At 35.7% G+C, this 23,613-nt stretch carries 23 protein-coding genes and 1 tRNA gene; 4 read left to right on the top strand and 20 right to left on the bottom strand.

The genetic code is table 11. The features are described 5' to 3' along the window. Positions 1 to 81 precede the first annotated feature (81 nt). Positions 82 to 157: transfer RNA gene (locus tag M900_RS16730), tRNA-Ala, on the bottom strand. 185 nt (positions 158 to 342) lie between these two features. On the opposite strand from M900_RS16730, the gene M900_RS16725 reads away from it, so the two are divergent. Continuing rightward, positions 343 to 897: a peptidylprolyl isomerase gene (locus tag M900_RS16725; RefSeq protein ID WP_021275914.1), complete on the top strand. Its 555-nt coding sequence runs from the start codon at positions 343 to 345 to the stop codon at positions 895 to 897. A gap of 760 nt (positions 898 to 1,657) precedes the next feature. Here M900_RS16725 and M900_RS16720 read toward each other — a convergent pair. The 9 genes from M900_RS16720 to M900_RS16680 all read right to left on the bottom strand — a co-directional run bounded on the left by M900_RS16720 (position 1,658) and on the right by M900_RS16680 (position 9,792). Further along, positions 1,658 to 1,897: a hypothetical protein gene (locus M900_RS16720; protein WP_021276006.1), complete on the bottom strand. Its 240-nt coding sequence runs from the start codon at positions 1,895 to 1,897 to the stop codon at positions 1,658 to 1,660. A gap of 21 nt (positions 1,898 to 1,918) precedes the next feature. Next, complete coding sequence (locus M900_RS16715; protein ID WP_021275799.1) at positions 1,919 to 2,203, bottom strand: cytochrome C oxidase subunit IV family protein; 285 nt, start codon at positions 2,201 to 2,203, stop codon at positions 1,919 to 1,921. Positions 2,204 to 2,224: 21 nt separating this feature from the next. Then, positions 2,225 to 2,902, bottom strand: a complete 678-nt coding sequence (locus M900_RS16710; protein ID WP_021275888.1) for an SCO family protein — start codon at positions 2,900 to 2,902, stop codon at positions 2,225 to 2,227. A gap of 1 nt (position 2,903) precedes the next feature. After that, positions 2,904 to 3,776, bottom strand: coding sequence for a cytochrome c (locus M900_RS16705; protein WP_021276034.1), 873 nt, complete (start codon positions 3,774 to 3,776; stop codon positions 2,904 to 2,906). Positions 3,777 to 3,786: 10 nt separating this feature from the next. After that, positions 3,787 to 4,368 (bottom strand): cytochrome c oxidase subunit 3, encoded by a 582-nt coding sequence (locus tag M900_RS16700; protein ID WP_021275693.1) that lies wholly within the window; start codon positions 4,366 to 4,368, stop codon positions 3,787 to 3,789. Next, a complete protein-coding gene (locus tag M900_RS16695; protein WP_021275946.1) occupies positions 4,368 to 6,101 on the bottom strand; it encodes a cbb3-type cytochrome c oxidase subunit I in 1,734 nt (577 codons plus the stop codon). Before M900_RS16695 ends, M900_RS16700 begins: the two co-directional genes overlap by 1 nt. Before the next feature lie 27 nt (positions 6,102 to 6,128). Next, positions 6,129 to 6,938, bottom strand: a complete 810-nt coding sequence (locus M900_RS16690; RefSeq protein ID WP_021275696.1) for a cytochrome c oxidase subunit II — start codon at positions 6,936 to 6,938, stop codon at positions 6,129 to 6,131. Positions 6,939 to 7,025: 87 nt separating this feature from the next. After that, on the bottom strand, positions 7,026 to 8,774 hold the full coding sequence (gene cyoE, locus M900_RS17480) for a heme o synthase (protein WP_052600839.1): 1,749 nt from the start codon (positions 8,772 to 8,774) through the stop codon (positions 7,026 to 7,028). Between the two features lie 49 nt (positions 8,775 to 8,823). Further along, positions 8,824 to 9,792 carry a heme A synthase gene (locus M900_RS16680; RefSeq protein ID WP_021275941.1) on the bottom strand — a complete coding sequence of 323 codons (969 nt, stop codon included), beginning with the start codon at positions 9,790 to 9,792 and terminating at the stop codon, positions 8,824 to 8,826. A 77-nt stretch (positions 9,793 to 9,869) separates the two neighbouring features. Between M900_RS16680 and M900_RS16675 the strand changes: the two genes are divergently transcribed. From M900_RS16675 to M900_RS16665, 3 genes are read left to right on the top strand one after another with little or no spacing between them, the layout of a single operon-like run. Next, positions 9,870 to 10,964 (top strand): tryptophan 2,3-dioxygenase family protein, encoded by a 1,095-nt coding sequence (locus M900_RS16675; protein ID WP_021275860.1) that lies wholly within the window; start codon positions 9,870 to 9,872, stop codon positions 10,962 to 10,964. A 1-nt stretch (position 10,965) separates the two neighbouring features. Beyond that, the gene (locus M900_RS16670) at positions 10,966 to 12,126 is read left to right on the top strand and encodes an aminotransferase class V-fold PLP-dependent enzyme (protein WP_021275994.1); all 1,161 of its coding nucleotides are present in this window, start codon (positions 10,966 to 10,968) and stop codon (positions 12,124 to 12,126) included. Next, the gene (locus M900_RS16665; RefSeq protein WP_021276050.1) at positions 12,126 to 12,926 is read left to right on the top strand and encodes a transferase hexapeptide repeat protein; all 801 of its coding nucleotides are present in this window, start codon (positions 12,126 to 12,128) and stop codon (positions 12,924 to 12,926) included. Before M900_RS16670 ends, M900_RS16665 begins: the two co-directional genes overlap by 1 nt. Here M900_RS16665 and M900_RS16660 read toward each other — a convergent pair whose 3' ends face one another. The 10 genes from M900_RS16660 to M900_RS16615 form a co-directional block, all read right to left on the bottom strand. Beyond that, entirely contained in the window at positions 12,927 to 14,153 is a 1,227-nt protein-coding gene (locus M900_RS16660) for a cyclopropane-fatty-acyl-phospholipid synthase family protein (RefSeq protein ID WP_021275728.1), read from the bottom strand. Then, entirely contained in the window at positions 14,141 to 14,866 is a 726-nt protein-coding gene (locus M900_RS16655) for a DUF1365 family protein (RefSeq protein WP_034733129.1), read from the bottom strand. Before M900_RS16655 ends, M900_RS16660 begins: the two co-directional genes overlap by 13 nt. Further along, positions 14,857 to 16,110 (bottom strand): NAD(P)/FAD-dependent oxidoreductase, encoded by a 1,254-nt coding sequence (locus M900_RS16650; RefSeq protein WP_021275884.1) that lies wholly within the window; start codon positions 16,108 to 16,110, stop codon positions 14,857 to 14,859. The genes M900_RS16655 and M900_RS16650 overlap by 10 nt, the downstream gene beginning before the upstream one ends. 89 nt (positions 16,111 to 16,199) lie before the next feature. Next, the gene (locus M900_RS16645; RefSeq protein WP_021275936.1) at positions 16,200 to 17,390 is read right to left on the bottom strand and encodes a glycosyltransferase family 87 protein; all 1,191 of its coding nucleotides are present in this window, start codon (positions 17,388 to 17,390) and stop codon (positions 16,200 to 16,202) included. A gap of 10 nt (positions 17,391 to 17,400) precedes the next feature. Then, the gene (locus M900_RS16640) at positions 17,401 to 17,937 is read right to left on the bottom strand and encodes a DUF420 domain-containing protein (protein WP_021275701.1); all 537 of its coding nucleotides are present in this window, start codon (positions 17,935 to 17,937) and stop codon (positions 17,401 to 17,403) included. Beyond that, positions 17,924 to 18,145 (bottom strand): hypothetical protein, encoded by a 222-nt coding sequence (locus tag M900_RS16635; RefSeq protein WP_021275781.1) that lies wholly within the window; start codon positions 18,143 to 18,145, stop codon positions 17,924 to 17,926. The genes M900_RS16640 and M900_RS16635 overlap by 14 nt, the downstream gene beginning before the upstream one ends. A 54-nt stretch (positions 18,146 to 18,199) precedes the next feature. Further along, on the bottom strand, positions 18,200 to 18,826 hold the full coding sequence (locus M900_RS16630; protein ID WP_021275697.1) for a cytochrome c oxidase subunit 3: 627 nt from the start codon (positions 18,824 to 18,826) through the stop codon (positions 18,200 to 18,202). A gap of 11 nt (positions 18,827 to 18,837) precedes the next feature. Beyond that, positions 18,838 to 21,675 carry a cytochrome c gene (locus M900_RS16625; protein WP_021276062.1) on the bottom strand — a complete coding sequence of 946 codons (2,838 nt, stop codon included), beginning with the start codon at positions 21,673 to 21,675 and terminating at the stop codon, positions 18,838 to 18,840. Positions 21,676 to 21,696: 21 nt separating this feature from the next. After that, positions 21,697 to 22,773, bottom strand: coding sequence for a putative membrane protein (locus M900_RS16620; RefSeq protein WP_021275800.1), 1,077 nt, complete (start codon positions 22,771 to 22,773; stop codon positions 21,697 to 21,699). A 50-nt stretch (positions 22,774 to 22,823) separates the two neighbouring features. Further along, positions 22,824 to 23,606: a cytochrome b N-terminal domain-containing protein gene (locus M900_RS16615; RefSeq protein WP_021275678.1), complete on the bottom strand. Its 783-nt coding sequence runs from the start codon at positions 23,604 to 23,606 to the stop codon at positions 22,824 to 22,826. Positions 23,607 to 23,613: the final 7 nt, after the last annotated feature.

Below are 23,613 nucleotides of genomic sequence, written 5' to 3'. Positions count from 1 at the left end.
GGTTTCCTTTCTCATCTTATTCATTACCCGAAGGCAACAAATTCTTTACAATATTCAATTTTAAAAGAGCCGAAACAAATATGGTGGACATGACAGGAGTCGAACCTGCGACCCCCTGCGTGCAAAGCAGGTGCTCTCCCAACTGAGCTACACGCCCGTGTTGTTTGTTTCGCGTTTCTTAATTTCTTAAGGTGAGAAGGAATTTAAGTTTTCTTAGATTATCTGTCAACACTATTTTTACTTTTATTTGCATTTTTTTCATTTTTTTTTAATAATAATTAAAAAACACGGAGCGCATCAATAAAACCTCTAGAAAAAACACGTATTTTCAATGTTATTTGTTTGTTTTTTGTACTTTTTCTATGTTCTTGTACAAAGAATAAAGAGACATTTTCACCTGAAGAGACAATTTCACCTGAAATTTCCTTGAATGCTTTCGATCTTGAGACTGATAATGATGGATTATCTCGTACAAAAGCAGTCTTAAAGACAGTGCATGGTAATATTTCATTCAAATTCTACCCAAAATCAGCACCAAATACGGTTACTCGTCTATTACAACTTATAAATGAAGGTTTTTATGATGGCCTTTCATTCCATAGAGTTATACCAGGCTTCGTTATTCAGACAGGTGATCCTACAGGCAGTGGGAAAGGGGGTTCCGGCAATATTTTGAAGGCGGAAATCAACGAGTTACAGCACATAAAGGGAACTATCGCAATGGCTAGAAGTCATAATAATATAGATAGTGCCGATTCACAGTTCTATATATCACTATCATCACTTCCTCATCTAGATGGGAAGTACACTATTTTTGGACAGGTTATAGAAGGGATTGATGTACTAGATAAGATTCAAAAGGGTGACAAGATACTTTCTATTCAAATTATCAGATAACCAGATTGTCTTTAAAATACGATTTAAACGCATTAAAACACACTTTAGATTAATTTCACCATAAGCTATTTCTTAGGTTTCGCTTTCATTTGTTATCTATTAATTAGACAGCTTAATAATTATTGAAAAAATCGACTCCCCAATTAATTCTAAAACCACTTCTTTTCCTGTGTAAACTGTATAATTCTTGCTTCTAGATATGTTTAATCAACTATTTTTCATAACTTAACTATGAGTTTATTCGTCTATCTCCTGATAAACTCTAACTGGCTTCAACTTAGTTATTTATTATCTTTATTTTAATTATATATCCCTTCTTTACTGAAGAGTATTTTCTATTTCTATCTAGATTAACGTATATCGTAACCTAGATAGTATTTAGACATGAAATAGAAATAGAGATAAAAAGCTAAAAAGCTAAAAAGATAAAAAGATAAAAAGATAAAAAGATAAAAAGATAAAAAGATAAAAAGATAAAAAGATAAAAAGCTAAAAAGCTAAAAAGCTAAAAAGCTAAAAAGCTAAAAAGCTAAAAAGCTAAAAAGATAAAAAGCTAAAAGACAACGGCTTAATTCTCTTTGGAGTTTTATCTATAAAAAAATTGAATTTTTATATAGCACTTATTTTTTATAGAAAAACTATAAATTGATTAAGTAACTCTTTGTTTAATATAAATTGTACTTTTTTGTATTTAAAAGAATATTTCGATATCTTTTTATTTTGAGAGAAAAAAAAAGCCATCTGAATAGATGGCCATTTTTTATTTTCCGTGTCTTTTTCCGTCTTTTATATAGATAAAAGTTTTAAGTATAAGAAGAGCAACAACAAGTCCCCCTATAATCCACCAAGTTTGAAGGCTAAATTGTCCACCTTTTACTGGGCTCAATTCTTCTGAAACAACGTTTTTTGTCGTCGGTAATCCAGGGTTTTCCTGAACAGTAGTGTTGTGACCTGCGTGCTCAGTTGAGTGATCTGTAGTTTGTTGTGTATTATCTTCCATAATAGCTCCTCTATTACCTTATTATCTGAACATTGATTCTAAAATTAATACTACCGCATAAAGTCCCGCAGAAATAGGAATTGCAGCGATAAACTTTAGCCAACCTTTCTCTTCATTTAAATGCATAAAGAAGTAAGCAACTAAGAATGCTTTTCCAAGAGCAAGAGCTATAAGGGCAGTGTCCTTAAGAATCTTTGCTACATTTGGTAGACCAGGAATTACAAGCTCAACTCCAGTTAAGAAAGCAAGAGCAAAGAAAATTGCAATGTATAACTTTTTGTGACTGTGATGTGTAGATTCTGACATCGTCTTCTCCTAAGTATTAAACTAATTTTTTCTGTTAATTAATAAACCTATATCGATCATCATCTTATTAATATCGTCACTCGTTGAATCGTAATAACCACGAATATCCCCATGGTGATCAACAAGCACAAATTTTTCAGTATGAGCAATATCGAACATTGTTACTGTTTCTCTATCAACAACTGCATCTACAGCTTCTTTGTCTCCCATTGGGACATTGAAGCCATCGATAACAAGTTTTTTCAATTCTTCCTTATCTCCTGTTAAAAAGCTCCATACAAATGGGTTAGCATTTTTCTTACGTGCATACTTATAAAGAACCTCTGGTGTGTCCGTTAATGGGTCAACAGTAAAAGAGACAAGAGCTACATTTTGACCTAGACCTCTTACTCTTTTCTGGACTTTTTCCATTTCGGCAGTAAGTCTTAAGCAAGAAGAAGGACAAGTCGTGAAAATAAAATTTGCAATATAAACTTTTCCAAGAAGATCTTTATTTGTAACTGGCTTTTTGAAATCATTTACAAGTGAAAAGTCCGGAACTTTTTTAATAACAGGTAACGGTGGTGGAAGTTCACGGTAAACTGATCTGTAGATAGGATACGAAAATGTAAAAGCAATAAATAAAAACCAGAAAAGCTTGTTTGTCACAAGCTTTTCAAAAAGGTTTCCATTTCGTTTGTATCCTACGTATGCAGTCATTTTACTTAATACTCTCCATAAATTCTTTTCTCTCAGGAGAATCTTTAAGATCCATTAGAGATTTTACATAGTGAGAAACAGCCCAGATTTGCTCGTCAGTGATTGTACCTTTCCAGCTTGGCATTGCTGTACCACCAACACCAGCGGCAAGTCTCACATATAACTCTTCTACTGTTGTTGCACTTCTAACTGCATTCCAAGTGAACTCTGGTGGAAGGTTTTTAAATCCCCACTCTGTTTCTTGAAGTTTTACTTGGTAAGCATCCTCTCCAATGTCAGATACTTTTGAGTCAGTGATTTTTGCAAGCTCTTGCTTGTCTACATAAGCTCTATGACATGACCAACATGAAGCTTCACCGTGGTAAACTTTTTTACCAGCTTCGATAGCAGCAGCCTTGTGAGCTTCTCCATATGGGTCTTTAGTGATTACAATTTGCTCTCCAAGTTTCTTATCCTTTCCTTCCCAAACTTGTGGTGCGAAAGTTTTAATATATTGAACAACAGCAAACATTTGATCATGTTTTAAATCCCATGGAAGCATCGCTGTTCCGTGTAGACCTTTTTCTAGGATTTTAAATAAATGCGCATCATGTGGTAATTCACCGGCAACAACTTCACCAAATTTAAATACACCAGTAGTAAAATCTCTTGGTGGTACTTTCATTGATTTAGCAGCTACACCTTTACCGTCACCATCGACACCGTGGCAAGGCATACAAAACTCTGTATATATTTGCTTACCTTTGTTTAGGACTTCTTTTTTTACATAAAGCCCACCAGCAAATACTTTATCCTCTCTAAAATGACTTTCTTGACAAGAAACCATACTTAGAAGAACAAATAAAGTTGTTAATGTTAACCAAGTTTTCTTCATAGTTATCCTCTTAAAAAACGAACATTATTATGTACATTACAAACCAAACAATCCCAAGGAAGTGCCAAAACTTCCCAATATTTTCAACCCATAATTCTTTCGTTGCCACATACCCTTTTAGTAAAGATGGAACAATAAGAAGTAGAGCGAAAATTGCCATTACAATGTGAGCAGCGTGTACCCATGTAAGAGCATAAAACATCGATGGAAATATTCCACCAGTTACATATAGACCTTGAAGCTTCATTGATTGCCATAAAGTAACTTGAACAAACATGAAAGCTAGCCCGGCCAAGAAAGTAAGAGCAAAATTTAGCTTTGCATTCTTTAATTCTTTCGCCTTATATGATTTTTCAAAATTAAAGTATGTTAACGAACTCAGGGCAATAATGATTGTACTGATCGTTGGCAGCACAAGAGAAATTCTTTGAATCCCCATAGGTGGCCATACTTCACTTGTCATTCTAAAAACAACATAGCCAAGGAGTAGCGTTGCAAAAAGCATCGTAAAAGAAATAAGAAGAACTATCATCCCAATAGATGAAACGATCTTCTTACCTTCGAAATGTTTTATTTCTGCTACTTGACTCATTATGCTCCCGCAATCTCTTCTGTTTGATATTGGAAGTCTCTATCACCTGTTAGTGCTGGGTTACCAAACTCGTGTGGTCCACACTTAACAACAGGGATTTCTTTAAAGTTATAAACTGGAGCTGGAGATGGAATCGTCCACTCAAGTGTTCCAACTTCCCATGGGTTGTCAGTTGCTTTTTCCTTCTTGAAGAAAACTGTGTAAACAAAGTTGATCACGAAGAAAATTTGCGCAAATCCCATTAAAAGCGCTGACCAAGTAATAAATGAGTTCATTGGAATCAGGTGCTTTAAGAAGTCATAAACAAATGGATTATAAATACGTCTGTGCATACCCGCGTAACCAACGATCATCATTCCCATGAAAACACCGTTAAGCCCAAGGAATGTTAGCCAAAAGTGGATATGTCCAAGAGTTTCATTTAACATTTTTCCAAACATCTTTGGCATCCAAAAGTAAATAGCTGCGTATCCACCAAGTAGAACAGAAGCGGCCATTGTATAATGGAAGTGACCAACTACGAAGTAAGTATCGTGTAGGTAAAGGTCAGTTGTTACAGTTGCAAGGTAAAGACCTGTTAAACCTCCAAGACCAAAAACGAATACAACACCAAGAGAGAAAACCATTGGAGTTGGGAATCTAATTGATCCTTTCCAAATAGTTCCAAGCCAGTTTGCAAAGAAAATCGCAGATGGAATTGAAATCGTCATAGTTAGAGTCATAAACGACTGAGTTAAAAGTGGACTCATCTGTGTCGTATACATGTGGTGACCGTAAACAATTGTTGAAAGAATTGTAATTGAAGTCATTGCAAGAGCAGTTGCTTTTGCACCAAATGCTGGTTTTCTAGCGAAGAAAGAAAGTAAGTCAGATACAATCCCCCACGCTGGAAGAATTAGGATGTAAACTTCTGGGTGACCGAAGATCCAAAATACGTGTTGGAAAAGAATCGGGTCACCTGTTCCTGAAGTTGCAGCAGCACCAGCAAGGAAGAAAGTTGTTCCAAAAACTCTATCAAAAATTAAAAGTAATAAACCAGCCCCAAGAACTGGAAGGAAAATTGCGTTTAAGATAGCTGTTAATCCTAGACCCCATACAGATAGTGGCATATCAAAGTATCCCATACCTGGAGCTCTAAGAACGATAATTGTAGTGATGTAGTTTACTGCACCCATTGTCGAAGAAACACCAAGGATAAACAGAGCAAGAGTCCAAAGAGTCTGACCTGCACCAGGTGAACCAATTAACGTTGAAAGTGTTGGATAAGAAGTCCAACCACCTGCCGCTGCTCCAAGTGGAGTAAATAGCGAACCAAGTAGAATAACTGCTGATATAAATGCTAACCAAAATGAAAGCATATTAAGAAGTGGGAAAACCATATCTCTCGCACCAATCTGCAGAGGAATTAAGAAGTTCCCAAACGCACCAATAAGAATTGGAGTAATTGCGTAGAAGATCATGATTGTACCGTGCATAGTAAATAACATCGCGTACGTATCAGGAGGAACAATCCCACCAGTTTCTGGGAATAAGAATTGACCAATCACAGGAAAAGCTTGTCCAGGGAAAGCTAGAGTCCAACGGATCATAAGGGCCATCATACCCCCGATACCTAGAAAGAAAATTCCGTACCAAAGAAATTGCTTACCAATTACTTTGTGGTCAAAAGAAAATACATACTTTGATAAAAAAGATGTAGGCTCTGAGTGAATATGCTGTTCAAAAAACGCCATTTTATTTCTCCTAAATTAAATCTTTGATTACCACTGCCATTTCCAGCCCCAGAATAATTCTGGATTCTCTGGATCATTTTCTTGAAGAGCTTTTTCTTGTGCTTCCTCAAGCCATGCAGCGTAGTCCTCTTGCGAATAAGTCGTCAGGTGCGCTTTCATTCTGTAGTGGTAAGTTCCACACATCTCTGCACAAGCGATATCCCAGTTACCAGCTTTCGTTGGTTCCCACCAAACTCTAGTAAGTCTTCCAGGAATCGCATCAACTTTTCTTCTCGCATTTGGAAAATATAGTGAATGAATTACATCTTTAGATAAAACTTGAATAATGACTTTTCTATCAATTGGAAGACGAAGGTCATTTAATTGAACAACATCATCTTCAGTATTGAAGACACCGTCTTTACCAGCGTAACGAAAGTGCCATGCCCACTGTTGTGCCAAAGCTTGAATTTGAACTGGGTTCTCTTCTTCTTTTGGCCAATTTGTGAAAACACCAACGAAGTCGTTGTTAGACATTCTCGTAATGTTCATGTCGATACCGATGAATACTGAAAGACCAATGATCGTTGCTACGATAACGTGAATCTTTCTGTTTCCATAAGTGTAGTAAGCTTTTGGATGTTTCTTTGCTTGATAAAAGTAAGAAAAACCAAATAGACCAGCACACACTAAAATGAAAAAGAAAATATTCATGTAAGTAGTGTAACCAAATAGCCAATCAATAAGATGACCATTAACTGAGATATCTTCGGGTGGTTGCATACTCTCCCAAAGACTCATGTGTTTTCCAGCAGTATTTACAACTGCGGCAGATAAAAGAGGGCTAAAAAATCCCATAGAACCTTCCTTCTATTGAAATCCAATATATATTAACAATGAAATACGTACAAAATTTTAACTTCTTTTTAATATATTTTCCACGTTTTAGCTAAGGAAAATCATTGCCGCCATGAGTAGAGGAAGGTAAATAATAGACCCCCAAAAGTAACGCCTAGCCCAAGAAACATAATTTTCTTTCGTCTTAGTAAAGAAGCCAATCGCCGAAAGGACTATAAACACTAAGCCGAGGATAAAAGCCGCTATGCAATAACCATATGGCATCAACTCTAAATAAGTTGGAAGCAAAGAAATTAAAACTAAAATTATTGTTAAAAGAAAAATTGCAATTTTGAGTAATTTCTCATTCCAAAAGTGAGAATAGACCTTAATACCACCTGATAAATAATCATCATTGTGATAAATCGAAATCGCCATGAAGTGTGGTAATTGCCAAATAAATAGAACCGCAAACAAAATCCAAGCTAGCGGGTCAATATATCCCACTACAATTGTTCTTCCCATAACAGGAGGAATTGCTCCAGGGATCGCCCCAACATATAAGGCGAATGGACTATGCTGCTTCATTGGAGTGTAAGCAAAAAGATAAATTAGGAATGCAACCATTCCAAGAATTGCAGTCGACCAATTCACAGTAAGACCAGTTAATGGAAATGCAATTGCAATAAGAAGTATTCCCTGTGTTAAAGCGGCATTCTTAGATAATCGGCCCGAAGGTAGGGCGCGATTTTTTGTTCGCTCCATTTTAGCATCGACATCAATTTCCATATAGCAGTTTAGAGTTGTCGCAGATGCAACAATTAACGTCGAAAGAAAAATTGCCCAGCTCAGGTAAAAGAAATCTACGATTTCTCCTGAGAGTAAAACACCAGAGAAAATTGTTGCGACAACAAGTAGACCTAGCCTTGGTTTTGTTAACTCAAAAAGATCACTTAAAAAAGTTTCTTTCTCAACACCAAAACTTTTTCTTTCAAGGTAGCAAACCAGTCCCCTAAGATAGAAAAGAACTATCAGTAAACACGTTGCGAGCAACAAGTGAAGAGATTGAGATAGAGAACTATCTCCAATGGCCATATCGGATAACATTTTTCCGGCACCAACAACTTGATTGCCAATCATCCAAAGTCCAAATATTGCAGGCATATATAATTCTCTAAATTTTTTTAAAGCAGAAATTAAAAAAATACTTACAACACTTAATAATATAAGCACTGAATTGAATCTATGAAGCATATGGATTTTCGAAGAAACCTTCATTGGAAACCATGTGTATGCACCTGCTTCAAAACAAGAGAAGCTAACTTTCGCTCCGTCACTACATGTAAGAGCAGAGGAAGTATGATTGATAATGCCACCAAGAAAGAACTGGATGACAACAAAGACAATTGAAAGAGATATTAAATCTTTAATAAGCCCAGTTTTAACCGTTAATTTACGACTTGAATCAAAGTGGAAAAGTGAACGCGCAAAAATAATAATATATGCAATACTAATATAAAGATGCGCCACGCTCATAATTGTTGGGAATTTATAAAATACATTTAAGCCACCAAGAATAGACTGAACGATAAGGAGAAAAAGGCCTAAGCGATAAGCTCTATTTTCTCGGTCTTTAAAAAATAGGTAAGTATTGAGAATAATAACAAGACCAGCAATTGCTCGATGTAAAAAAGCATAACTTATCCCAAAAAGAGACATAGATGGTTGTGCAGTAACTTGATAACAAATAGGCCAATTAAGACACTCTAGGCCAGCCGCACTTGATTGCGTGTATGATCCCAGCGTCATCAGAGCAAAAGTCAGTAGTATATTTATTAGAGCAAAGGTTTTCGTCACTTTTTATGTCTTTATTAGTCAAATTTAAATGCTTATACACTCTCCCCTATTAAAGGGCAACTTCACGTGATTTAGACTTGAACAGAATCATTGTAATTTCAAAGAGATAAGCTATCATTAAAATTGAGAAAATTAGGTGAAGCGACTGCATAGGTGCAGGGAATTTAAAATAAACAAGAATTGCTCCTGCAGCAACTTCTCCAAACATAACAAGTACTAATTTCGTCGCAATTTTTTTAAGTTCTACGCTCCCCTTCACTTCCTTGATAATATTCTTTAGGAAGTAAAAAAGTCCAAGTACGATAGCAATCGAAAAACTTCTATGAACGTAAAATACCATATCAAGATTCTCTACCCAATTAGCCCTAGGAAGATCATGGTTATGATTAGTAATATGATCGATCTGCTCTCTCACTTGTGTCCCTAAAATAATCTGTACAAAAACCATTACAAGTAGAATAAGACTTACATTTTTATATTTTTTGATATTATCAACAATAACCGGTTCAATATTTACGACAAGATACTTAATTTTCAATAAACAAAATACTAGCAGCATCGCTAGGATCATATGAGCAGTAATAATTCCCGGCATAAGGTGAGTTGAGACAACTTTTGAACCTAACCATCCATTAAAAATTACTAACAAAAGCGCCGATATAGACAATTTATTAATGAGACTATGACTTTTTCTAATTTTTAAACCAAGAAATGCAAGAATAAGAGTGGCAATTCCAGTCCACACTCCAAATAGCCTATTTGTGTATTCGATCCATGTTTTAAATGCACTGAAATCGGCAATCTCTCTTCCTGCTACTTTATACAGAGATTTATAATCTGCAGGAAGCTGATCAATATGAGTCGGTGGAATAAATTGTCCAAAACATTTTGGCCAATCTGGACACCCCATACCCGAGCCGGTTGTTCTAACGACACTACCTACGAAAATTAATGAAAAGACAGTTGCGATGACTACTGGCAAAAACTTTTTATATTTCTCATAACTAATATTTATCATTATATCCAACCTTTTTAGATTTGAGCTATTACGTGTATGTAAGCTATCATTAAGGATATAAATTTAGGAGTATAAAAATGCAAAAAATCCATGAGCCGGTTTATTATGGAGACTATCTTCAATTAAATAAATTACTAGATACTCAACATCCAAAATCTAAAGATGCTGGAAATGAGGCTCACGATGAGACTCTTTTCATTATAGTGCATCAAGTATATGAATTGTGGTTCAAGCAAATTCTTCACGAACTTAAAAGTGGATGTGAAATTTTTAAACAAAAAAATATTCCAGAAAGTGAACTTTCAGTTATTAACTCTCGCCTCGAAAGAATCATCAAAATTCAAGGGGTCCTTCTCGATCAACTTTCAATTATGGAGACCATGACTCCAATGGATTTCTTAGAATTTAGAGATCTACTAGTGCCGGCCTCGGGTTTTCAAAGTGTACAATTTAGAGAGATCGAAATTCTAATGGGGCTTAGAACCAATCAAAGAAAAGAAGTTGATAGAGAATATTTTCTTGGAAGATTAAATCAAGAAGACCAGACGAGACTTTTAGATCTTGAAAAAGAAAAATCGTTTCTAGAGCTTATCCAAGACTGGCTAGAAAGAATGCCATTTTCATTTTCAGATGAATTTGATTTCTGGGGTGAATATCAAGGAACAGTTGAAGATATGCTTTGTGGCGATGAGATAACGATCAAAGACAATCAGGCATTTTTAGATGAAAGGTCACTGCAAATTCAACTTGCAAACTTATCAGCAACAAGAGAAACGTTTGACTCTCTTTTCAATGAAAAGAAATACAAAAAACTACTTGATAAGGGAGATAGAAGGCTTTCACAAAAAGCAACTTTAAACGCTTTATTTATTCTACTATATAGAGATCAACCAATATTGCACATGCCGTTTCAAATTCTAAATTCATTAATGGATATTGACGAAAACTTTACGACTTGGCGATATCGTCACGCAATAATGGCCCATCGTATGCTTGGAACAAAAATTGGAACCGGTGGATCTTCGGGTCATCAATATTTAAAAATGGCTGCAGAAAATAACAGAGTCTTTAATGACCTGTTTAATCTAGCAACCTTTCTAATTCCACGTTCATCACTTCCAAAAATCCCAGAATCTATTGCAAGTCAGATGAACTATAATTACAGAGGTTAATTTGTATAAATCACTCTTTACACATTTTCTAAAAGCAAACGAAGGCAAGTATCACTTTGCTTGCCATAGTCACCACTACTGGCCAGATTGCTCGAGAGAAGCACAACTAGCCTACTGGGATGATACAGCTAAGTATGTTGATAACAAGTGGGGGTATTTTTTTGAGAAGAAAATTTCGCGACTAGATCAACTAATCAGTGACGTATTAAATATTAAAAACAAGAACTTTACATATGCACCTAATACACATGAGCTAGTTTATCGTTTTTTATCAAGTCTTATTAGGCGGGATAGTAAGTTAAAAATTATAAGTACAGATAGTGAATTCTATAGTTTCGAACGACAAATCAATAGACTTATCGAAGAAGGGTTATGTGAAGTTGATATCGTTCCAACCTATCCTTACTCAACCTTTAAAGAAAGATTTTCAAAAAAGAGCCATGAAAAAAATTATCAATTAGCCTTCTATTCAAACGTTTTTTTCAATAGCGGTTACGCCATTGATGCTCTCGCAGAATTTAGCTTAAACATTAAAGCAGACTATCAACTTATTGATGGTTACCACTCCTTTATGGCCGTCCCCCTAGATCTAAGCTTTATGGGAGATCATACTTATTTTGTAGCTGGGGGGTATAAGTACGCCAGTGCTGGCGAAGGAAGCTGCTTTCTCATTTCTCCACAATGCTCAACACTTCGTCCAATCAATACAGGATGGTTTGCTGACCTCGCTCACCTCGACACTGTAGATAACTCCAAAATTCAATACAGTAATGATGGACTTCGCTTTGCAGGAGCAACACAAGACTACACGGCCATATATCGCTTCATCGCTACACTTGAAATGTATAAAGATAAAAAGATTAGTGTCGAAACCATCCATCAATATGTGATTAAAAATGAGGACTATTTCATCACAGGTATTGCAGGAACTAAGTTCGCAAGCTCAGCAATTAAACAGAATTTAAATTTCCGTGGGCATTTTTTAGCATTTGATTTTAATGATTCAACAAGATGCCTGAAAGTAGTAGAATTACTAAAAAAAGAAAATATTATCTGTGACAGTAGAAATAGTGTCTTAAGGCTAGGTTTTTGTATTTACCAAGATCAGAACGATATCGATTACTTAATTTCAGTAATCAAAAAGATAGATAAGGAAATTTAATGGTTAAGAAAAAAGAAAAACAAATGGAAGACCTTCCTCACATTGAACCGTCAGAAAGTAAGTACATTGATGTAAATGATACAAGATCTGAATATACCGGCTTAATGGGAGCCTTTGAAAGAATGCTTCGATCATACAAAGGTCTAGCATTCGTGTTTGCGATCATTCCCGGGATGATTGCCTATATTGTTGCTCTTGGTGTCTCTCTCACACCAGGGTATATTATTTTAACAACTGCTTATGATTATGTTTCGGACTTCAATATCTTCATTAAAGCTTTAATCATGTGTACTATTTTTGCATTCTCCTATGGAACATATATGATTTCTCTTATCTTAGTTGTTCCATTTTTAAACTGGCTAATGCCAATTAAAATAAAGCCATGGAGAGGAAATTGGTACTCTGTACAAACAATTCCTTGGTACTATCATAACGCTCTCGTACAACTGGTTCGTTACACTGTACTAGATTTCATTACTCCGACTCCTCTTAATGTTCTTTTTTACAAGCTAATGGGAATGAAGGTTGGAAAAAACTGTGTCATTAACACTTCAAACATTTCTGACCCATGTTTAATTGAATTAGAAGACAACGTTACTATTGGTGGTTCCGCGACAATCTTTGGTCACTACGCTCAAGCAGGAATTTTAGTCTTAGCTCCAGTAAAGATTAAAAGAGGTGCCACAATTGGACTGAAAGCATCAATCATGGGTGATGTGATCGTAGGAGAGAAAGTTACTGTTAAACCTCACAGCATCCTTCTTCCTAAGACAAGATTAAATAAAGGTGATCCTCAATAATTAGTTATTTGGCCTAGTGAAACAAAACTGGGCCAAATATATATTTCTTGTTTCAAAAGCCGCTTCACAAATTTTCAAATAATAAGTCCACATTCTAATGAATCGCTCATCAAATCCTAACTTAGTAACTTCTTCCAAGTTTACGTGAAAGTTATTGTACCATCTTCTAAGTGTCTCGGCGTAAGAAAGACCAAACTCTTCAAATTCAACAAGTTCAAGACCAAATTTTGAGGCGCAGCTGACTAATCGTTCAACTGAAGGAAGATGGCCCCCAGGAAAAATATACTTTTCAATCCAATCGGAAGATTTCTTATAATTTTCATAACGAGAACTTGGCATTAGAATAGCCTGCATAGCAAAACGCCCATTTTTCTCTAGAGAGTTTGCAACTTCCGAAAAATATGTTTCCAAATATTTTTCACCAACGGCTTCAATCATCTCAATACTTACAATTTTATTAAATAAACCTTTAGGCTCTCGATAATCTTTAAAGTTTACTTTTACATTCTCAATATTTTCTCTCTCTATAAGCTCCTGAACAAAACTATATTGATTTTTTGATATCGTATAAGTCTCTACGTGAGCTCCGTAGTTTTGTGATAGGAACCTAGACATTCCACCCCAGCCTGATCCAATTTCGAGAACTTTCTCCCCTTCTTCAACTTTTAACATTGAAGCGATATTGAGGTACTTAAGCATTTGTGCTTCTTCAAGAGTACTACTCTTATCCTTAAAGAGAGCACTTGAATAAGTCATCGTCTTATCAAGCATTAACTGATAAAACTGATTTGATAAATCATAGTGATAGCTAATATTTTTTTTGCTATTCTCAATCGAATTATGATTAAAAGCATGTTCAATTTTATTAATAAAACCTAAGACATTCAATCCAACAACTCGCCCAGCTTCTTTTGCAGCAGAACTATCGCCGAGATAACTTTGATTTTCAATTAAAAGGGTCAGAAATTTCTCAAGTGCAGGCGTTTCCCACTCCCCTTCCATATAAGATTCTCCTAATCCCACTTCTCCAGAAAGAACTAGTCTTCTAAAAAATTTAGGGGAACTTACATTGACAACAATCGGAGTGCCGGATGTTCCAAATTCATAAGTATGACCACCATAATTAATTATTAATCTTCCCTTCTTAATATTTGAAAGTGTGGAGATTATTAGCTTCTTATAAAGTCTGTCCAAAAATCTCTCATTTGCTTTAATTACTTGTTCCATAAATAGAATCCTAGTTGTTTTTCTCTATCATCCTGCTTTTTATAGTATTTGATTTTTTTCAAAAATAATTTTAATGCCTGAAGATGGATCGCGAACGAAACTTTAAAACTATAAGGAAAGAGACTTATAATCCTTGCCCCAAGAGGTGAAAAATTCCAATCCGCATAAACCTCTTCTCCATTTTTTTGACTAATTATTCGGATACTTCCATTTTCTCCCTCTGGATACGTTGCCTCAATTGAGATTTCTGTATCCATTGGTAAGAATGGTGAGATATAAAAATTCTTGGTAAATTTAATTTCAAATTTATTAGCGACTTCATCAATAACAAGAGGTTTAAACTCTCCAAATGTATTCCAAATCTCAACGATCAATTTCCTCTTTCTTTCTTTTGTTTCAATAAAATAGAAACTAACTGGATTAAAGATATAGTTTAGAAATCTTCCTCCACATAAGAATTTATAATCTACAATCTCAGCCCCAACAAAAGTTTCGAGTCTTTCTTTTAAAGTTGAATTAAGATTACCGATTTGGAAATAATCTCTTTCCTTGATTGAGAATAACCCAAATCTGTTCAGTGAAAGCCACCAAGGTTTCATATTTTTCTTATCTGAGGGAGTGATAAGAAAACTGAGAAAAGTGTATCTAAACTTATTCTCTCCATTGCCTCGCCTTACATGCGTAGTTCTAGAATAGAGTGGGGCTACTTGCATAGTTCTCCTTCCTTATTCAAAATCTTTTCACACATTTTTAGTGCTGACCAAATTCCATCTTCATGGAACCCGTATCTGAAATATGCTCCACAGTAAAAGCGACCAATACCCTGTCTATTTAAATCATGTAATCTCTCTTGATTATTTATGGCCTCAAAGTTGAAAGATGGATGTTCATAATGGATTTCCTTGATAACTTTTTCCGGGTTAACTAGGTCTTTTCCATTTAATGTTACAAAATACTTCGTTTCAGTTTGTAAGGGCTGTAACTCATTCATGTAATAAGTAGTAACCGCTTTCTGTTCTTTCTCACCTGTTAAATAATAATTCCATGCAGACCAGTTTCTCTTATTCTTCGGCATTAATGCTTCATCAGTATGAAGCTGGGCAAAGTTATATTCATACTTGAATTTACTTAACAGTTCGTTTTCTAAAAATGATGGTTCTTCTAAAATTTCTAAGGCCTGATTTGAGTGACAAGCAAATACAACCTCATCAAATTCATATGAGCTATTTTCTGTTCTAATAATATGTTTTGAGCTCTCAAGCTTACACCCAATAACCTTTTCATTTATTTTTATCCTATCTTTAAAAGAGGATATTAGCTTATCTCTATATTGTTTTGCCCCACCCAATACTGTTTTCCATTGAAAGTGAGAATTCAAACCTAACAGACCGTGATTTTTAAAAAATCGTACCAGTGTTTTAATAGGAAAGTGCAACATCTCGTTCGGTGAAGTTGACCAGATTGCACTCGCGCAAGGAACGAGGTACTTCTCCCTCATCATTTCGCCATAATTATTGAGATCAAGATACTGGCCAATTGTCATGGAATCAAAAATAGGACTTTGCAAAACTTCCAGACATGTTTCATTGAAGCGATTTATTTCAAACAACATTCGCCAAAATTTGTAATCAAAAATATTTTTTCTCTGTCCAAAAAGACCGTTTAAACCACTCCCACAATATTCAAGACCTGAGGCGGAGTCATGAACAGCAAAAGACATATTAGTATCCACGTGTTCGACATTAAGCTCAGAGAAAAGCTTCACTAGGTTTGGATAGGTATGATAATTAAAAACAATGAAACCTGTATCAATAGGAATATTTCCAACATCGACAGTATTAGTATGGCCACCGACGTAATTATTTTGCTCAAAAATTGTGATGTCATAGTGGTCTTTAAGAATGTAAGCACTGGACATACCAGAAATACCAGTACCAATAATTGCTAGTTTTTTCATAAACAAATTATGACAAAACTTAGGCAAAAATACGCTAGACAGAAACTAGACAAGAAAAAAGAAGAACACTCAACTATATGAAATTACGTTTAGTCCTTACTCTCAGTTGTAAGTCTCCCATGTATAAGGAACAATCCTGCGAATAATACATAGATCCCCAACACATTGAACGAGAGATAATCTCCAATGTGGCTAAACTTAGATCCAACCAGAAATTTTGAACTAATGACATTAAACAAGAAGTACAGACCTATTAGAATTTTATAAGCAAATCTCTTAAAAAGTTTTTCCTTATAAATATAATAAAAAAGTGTAACGACAGCCGGAAGAATGAAAACATGGGCATGTCTCCAGCCAACAGGATTTACTAGAGGATAAAAAAGTAAACAGTATGATAGCTCTATCAGAGAACTCTCTTTGGAAGATAACTTTTTTAGTATCATCAAAAGGAATGGAACGACACCAACAAGAAGGAGAACTGCAAGTATTAGATGCCTTTCCGTCTCTCCTGTTAAGATATTTAAATATTCTGTCGTACGAGCAATTAATGAAGTCGCAGATTGAAGAATTCGATCTGTACTATAAAAAGAATGACTCTGCCCCATTAGTGACGAATAATTCTTAAGTAATTCTTTATATCCTGAAAAGCCATATGTAAGCAATGGGATGAGTTGAAGAGCAACGAAACTTCCTACAATTGCGAAGAATTTTTTAAACTCTCCTTTAAGTAAATAGTAGAAGGAAATAAAAATTGGAATAATCTTAAAAGTTCCACCTATTGCAAAAAGCATGGCACCTTTAAAAATCTTATTTTTTCTCAGTAAAACGAAACCGTACACAAGCAAAAAAAGCATAATGCTATTAACTTGAAGGTTTGCATAATCATAGAAATGGAATCTTAAAACGAGAAAGAAAGGAATGATTGTATATTTCTTTTCGATAGGCTCATCACCAAAAAGAAGATCAAGAATTAATTTGTATGTAGCAGCCATCGCAACAAAAGCAAGTACATAGAAAATAACTTTCGCGACACCAAGGGGAAATATAGCTAGCGGCTGAAAGAAGAATGCTACGACAGGAGGGTACTTATAAGGCCAAGTATCAGTCATAAAATACAAATTTTCAGCATGAAAATATCTTCCACCAGCAATATGATAACAAGGAAAGTCCACTCTCTTTTTATGAACCCTAATAAAGTAAATTAATGGTATTAGAAACAACCAAAATCTTCCTAAACCTGAATTTATATAGTCAGTTAATTTCGATAAAGATTGTTTCATTAATTTATTCCTATGCGTGATTGAAGAGCTTTAAGATAAATACAATTACCACCCCTGTAACTGAGACATATAACCAAACAGGAAATGTCCATTTTGCCCAACGTTTATGGGTTACAAAATTCATTGTAATTGCATTAAATATTGTCATTAGGGCCATTGGCACGAGTGCGACAGATAAAAGAATATGTGAGACAAGAATAAAAAAGTATATCGGTCTTATTAGTCCATCTGCTATAAACTTCGTATCCCCATGAAAGTGATGATACAAAAGATAGCTCACGAGAAACAATGTTGAACTCACAGTCGCAAGTGACATAAAACGAATATGATATTTTACGTTACCATTTTTAATTGCAACAAATCCAAACACGAGAAAGATGGCCGCGAGAGAATTTAGAGATGCATTTACATAAGGCAGATTGGCAACCCAATCATAGACAGTTGTAGCTTCTGGTTTTATGTAAATATACCAAACAAGAAATACAACAATAGCAAAACTTAAAGCGTAAATAATAGTATTAATATAATTCTTATTATTCTTCTTCATTAACAACCACAACGGCTTCGTTTAAATGCCTATTCTTAATAATCGTTCTATAAAGAATGTAGAATGGAATATAAATTAGAGCAATAAACCCGCATAGGATCCAAACTAACATTGAATCTTTTGGATTACTCATAGAGCCAGCACATCCAGGACAAGCTTGTGTAATATTTGCAAAAACAACTAGTAATATAAAGAATAAGTTTTTCATACGCTTTCTTACCTTAAAAAATAGTAAAAAAAAAGCTCCCGAAGGAGCCTATTTTTAGATCAAATAAATCACTGTAAAAACGATAATCCATACAAGGTCAACAAAGTGCCAGAAAAGACCAACGATCTCTAGCATTCCATAATCACCTTTATCAAATCTTCCCTGAAGAGCTAAAACGTACATCCAGATTAGATAGATAACACCAGTTAAAACGTGTAGACCATGAAAACCGGTAATTGCAAAGAATGTAGATGAAAATAAGTTATTTCCATGCTCATAAGTACTAAATGTCATTCCCATTTCATGCATTAAATGAGTGTACTCATATGCTTGAATTCCAAGAAAGATAGCTCCACCAACAATAGTAGCAAGTAACCAGTTTCTGATCCCCTTCTTATCTCTTTGCTTACAAGCATCAATACAAAGAACCATTGATACTGAAGAACAAATAAGGATGAATGTCATAATCCCTGAAAGGAAAACACCACCAAGAGCTTGCTCTGGAACTGGCCAAGGCTTTGTAGCTCTAAGAACTGCATAAGCTATAAGTAATCCCGAGAAAGACATAGCATCTGTCCCAAGGAACAGCCACATACCAATTTTACTTGGGCTAGCTGTTCCAAATTGTGGATCATTTGGATATTTTATTGGACCGTCGTGTACCAATTCTTTATGAGCCATTTCCATACTCCTTACTTTTTATTCGCATTTTTATCATCTGGTGAGTAGAAATCATGTCCCTCTTCCAGAAGTAGTTTTGTTAAAGCTTTAATCTGTCTCTTCGCGTCTCCACCTAAGATATCTGGATCAGCCGCTTCTCCATCAATCCAGAAAGATGGCATTGTAGTTCCAGGTAAAATTTTATCTGGCCCAGCTAACCACTCTTCAATCCAAGAAGCACGTAATCTTCTCTTCGCGTATTTTAGGTTTGGTGCTACTGGCTCATCTTTTGTGTACTCAGCAGAGTGACAAGAAACACAGTCTAATTGCTTAAATAGTTTCTTCGCTCCCTCTTTCTCACCTGGTTCCCAAGTAACTTGAGTGTGCATTTCTTCGAAAGTTCCTTGTCCAGCCTTGGCCTGGAAAAGAGCTACTAACTTATTTCTTTCTTCATTTGTCATTTCAAATGAAGGCATTCTGATCTTTAACCACGGTCTGATCTTGTACACATTTCCTAAGAAATAGTGGAACCAGTCAGATTGAACACGATGTCCTTGATTAACAAGTCTTGGAGGTCCTTCATTGATATCATCTTCGTAGATCTTTAAGATATCTCCGTGCATTCCATCAATTTGGTGACAACCAATACAGTTAAACTTAATTGCAACTTTCATCCCTTCTTTAACAATTTCCTCATTTGCATTAAGTCTCTTAACACCTGTTAAAGGTACTTTCTCTGAAACTTGACCAATAAGGGCTACGGTAATTTTATGAGCTTCCTCTTCCGTCATATTAAAGTTAGGCATTCTTGTAATATCTGCAAATGGTTTATCAACACCTCTATCCCATCTTCTTGGGTTTAGTAAGTGAGCTTTAATCCATCCATCTCTCGTGTGCGGAACATCGTACTCATGACCAAAACCAAATTGAGTTAATGGTTTAGATCCAATTTTTGTTAGCTCCGGACCGATTGGTGCTCTTCCTTCAAATCCTTTAAGATCGTGACAAGAGTAACAACCATACTTACCAACAGATCTCTTACCAAGCTCCATTGTTCTTTCATGATCCGTCATACTTGCAAGCTTCTTCTTTGCTACTTCAACTGTATCAAATGCAGAGAAGTACGTTACAAGAATTTCATCTCTTGCTGTCTTATCCATTGGTTCAAATTTTAGCTTATCAAAACTTTCATTTCTCTGCGATAGTAAGTAAGCAGCAACATCATTTACTTCTTTATCAGTTAGCCTGAAAGAAGGCATGATTGTGTTTTCTTGGTAGTGAGATGGTTTCTTTAACCAAGACACTAACCAGTCAGCGCTCTTTATCTTAGATGCTAAACCTGAAAGATATGGACCTTTGTGAGCGTCAATCTTCTTAGACTCAAGAGCAAATTCCTGAGCTCCGTGACAAGATAAACATCCTACTTCACCAATGATCTTTTTACCGTTAGCTTTATTTCCGCCAGTATATCTCATGAACGGCTTATAGCTTTCAGACTGAGCAAAGATAAAGTCAGTCATCGCATTTACTTCTGCGATATTTTTCTTAATAAACTCTGGGCTAGAGTTGTTATCCTGCATAAAGAAACGTGGCATTTTTGCATGCTTATTAAATGCTTTTGGATCCCATACCCATGACTTAAAGAATTCTTTATCTACTTTAGAAGCGATCTTCTCTAAACTTGGTCCTGGTTTTCTTTTGTGTTCCCAACCTTCAATTTTGTGACATCCATAACAACCAAACTTCTCGATTTCTTTACGACCTTCGTTAAGTACAGTTGCACCTGGAATATACTGAACATCTTGGTGACATTTAACACAACCTGCTTCAACTGACCCTTTTGAGTACTGAACAATTGGAACTTTGTGCGGTTCATGCCAGTGATATTTCTTAACCCATTCAGCTTCTTGTTCTTTGTTAGCTGGAATGTGAGCTGCTGAGTTAAAATCTGTAACTCTGTGACCTTCACCACCGTGACAAGTTGTACAACCAAATTGCTTCATTGGGTGAGTACCGTTAGCTCCAACCATAAGGTCTAAATTCGGGTGTGTTTTGTGTGGGTTTGGTTGATCCTCATACCCTTCTTTGTCGATAAAAGTGTGACATGTAATACAACGATCAACTTTTGGAACGTGTTGAAAGTAACGATCATCCGTAATATTTTCAAGAACGATTTGCTTAATCTTAATTGTTGGATCTAAGAAATCTACGAAAGGCGCGTTTCTGACAGCAAAAAGTGGTGTAATATTCTTCGTCTCTAATGACTTATTTAGAAGATCTCTCTTCATTGTAATTGAAGAAATTTCTTTTTTCACTTCAACTACTTCACTTTCGATTTCAGCAATTTTCTTATTCGTCTTTTTCTCATTATTTTGCAGTTCTTTCATTCTCTCTTTAGATTCTGCAAAAAGCTGCTTATTCTTTCTTAGTTTTGCAAATAATACATCTGCATTTGGCTTATGATGAGCATGAGCATTTTCCCAAGAAAAAGTTAACGCAGCAACGTCTGAGTTCAAACGTCCATTAACAATAGTTTCTTCTTTGATATCTCTCTTTAGAAGTTTTAGTTCTTCTTGAAGAGCTACTATATCAGAATTTCTTGCTGCAACTTTAGCTTCAGCTTCAGTCAATTGAGTTTCAAGAAGAGCGAGCTTTTCTTTACTAATCACTTTTTCTTCAGCAGCAATCTTTTCAGCAATTTTTTGCTTCTCGATTTTCATCGCTTCAACTTGGATTGCCTTCCAAGGTCTAATATAGTCATCAAGGAAAACCCACACAACTGCCATTAAAAATGCCAGTGAGAAGAAGGCAAATACCTTGTGAAGTTTTTTCATGTCATAGGCCATACCAGGCTCATGTTTTTTCGACATTGCTAATCCCTTTTTATACTCTTACAGGTTAAGTTCCCACTCTGGAAGAGCGACAATATATTTCAAACTAAATAGCCATCTTAATACCATTTTGATCGGTAGTGATGTCATCATAAGCACTAGAAAGATAAAGATATAATATCTAATCGCACCAGTATTTTCGATGATCTTTTTCCCCCATTTTGTTGCAGCAATTACAACTGGAAGAACACCGATATAAACAAGTGATAAAATGATTCCAAGAATTTCTCTAACCACTAAGTTTGATGGCATTGGCATATTAAGCCACTTAATCCAAAGAAACTCAGACAGGTTGACGTTGTATTCAGAAACAACTTTGTGGAAGTCCCAATATTCAAACGGTCCATAGAATGTCCAGTTTGGCCCTCTCAAGAATGTTCCAACAATAATTAAGTAAACCCATAATACTAACCAACCATAAAGGAAGAATGTTACGGCCATCGGTCTTTCAGCAAATGTATAGTAACCATTTCCTTTTGGGTTTGTGTCAATGTATGGAATTGCAATCATTCCCACAACGATAATCCCAGGAAGAACAACCCCCGCCATCCAAGGGTCAAAGTATACAAGCATTTCTTGTAGACCAAGGAAGTACCATGGAGCTTTCGCCGGGTTCGGTGCCCAAGTTGGGTTTGCTGGTTCCTCTAATGGAGCCTTAAAGATAATTGCCCATACAACTAAGAAAATTGTTGTACCAACGATTACCATAAGTTCAGTATAAACAAGGTTTGGCCAAGTCCATACTTTCTCTCTATTTTCAGGAGTCGCCTCTATTGGCATATCACCACGTTCAATTCTCTCGTCATTCAAGGCACATCTATAAAGAGTGTACCAAGTAAGCCAAGCAATCAGGATGATAATAATGTTAATAGGAATATTATCTGGCCATAAAATAATAGCTCTAAAGTTACTGTCTAAACAAAACCAAAACACAACTGGTATACTTGCAACCAGAGAAGCTATAGCAAATTTCTTTGTCCCAATGATTCTGTAATATTTAATCATTAGGAAGAACAGAATCGACGCAATCGGAAACGATCTAATTGGGTCGGCCATATAGTTAATAAGTTCTTTCATCCCTCTATCCTTCTAAAACCAAATTGGTTATTTCAAAATCCTTTTCAAACCTACAGTGGAGCTGAGATACCACCATCTTTTCTAACTCTCCAAAAGTGTACAGCAATCAGAACACCTACAACTAGTGGAATGAATACACAGTGAAGAATATAGAAACGTAGAAGAGCTGGCTCACCAACAAAACGCCCAGCTAATAACTGGAAACGTACGTCGTTTTTATCAGAAACCATTACGAAATCACCAATCTGAGCTAATGCAGCCCCTGGACCACCGTGACCTAAAAATGGTGTTGCTTTCGCCATGTTAGAACCTACGGCAATCGCCCAAATCGCAAGCTGATCCCACGGAAGTAGGTAACCTGTAAATGATAGAAGAAGAGTTAGTACTAAAAGAATAACACCAACACCCCAGTTAAACTCTCTTGGTGGTTTATAAGAACCTGTCATGAATACACGGAACATGTGCAACCAAACAGTAATAACCATCGCGTGAGCTCCCCATCTATGAATCTCTCTCATGATCCCTAAAGGCACGTGCTCTTTTAGTGCAATAATATCGTTGTAAGCATACTCAGCTGTTGGTCTGTAATAGAACATTAACAGAAGACCTGTAACAGTAAGTGCTAAGAAGATAAAAAATGTTAATCCACCCATACACCAAGTGTATCCTAACTGCACACCTGACTTCTTAAGCTTAATTGGGTGAAGGTGCAAGAACACGTTACCTGCAACTACTGCAGCTCTATTTCTTGCATTGGTCGGAGGACCATGTCTGAAAATAGATTTCCAGACCTGTGTTTCTCTAATGTAGTCAGCTACACCTTTTTTAGCCATTTCAACA

The organism is Bacteriovorax sp. Seq25_V, from assembly GCF_000447795.1.
Lineage (GTDB): Bacteria > Bdellovibrionota > Bacteriovoracia > Bacteriovoracales > Bacteriovoracaceae > Halobacteriovorax_A.
Note: the sequence above shows the minus strand (reverse complement) of the source record. Positions and strands in the feature narration are given on the sequence as shown.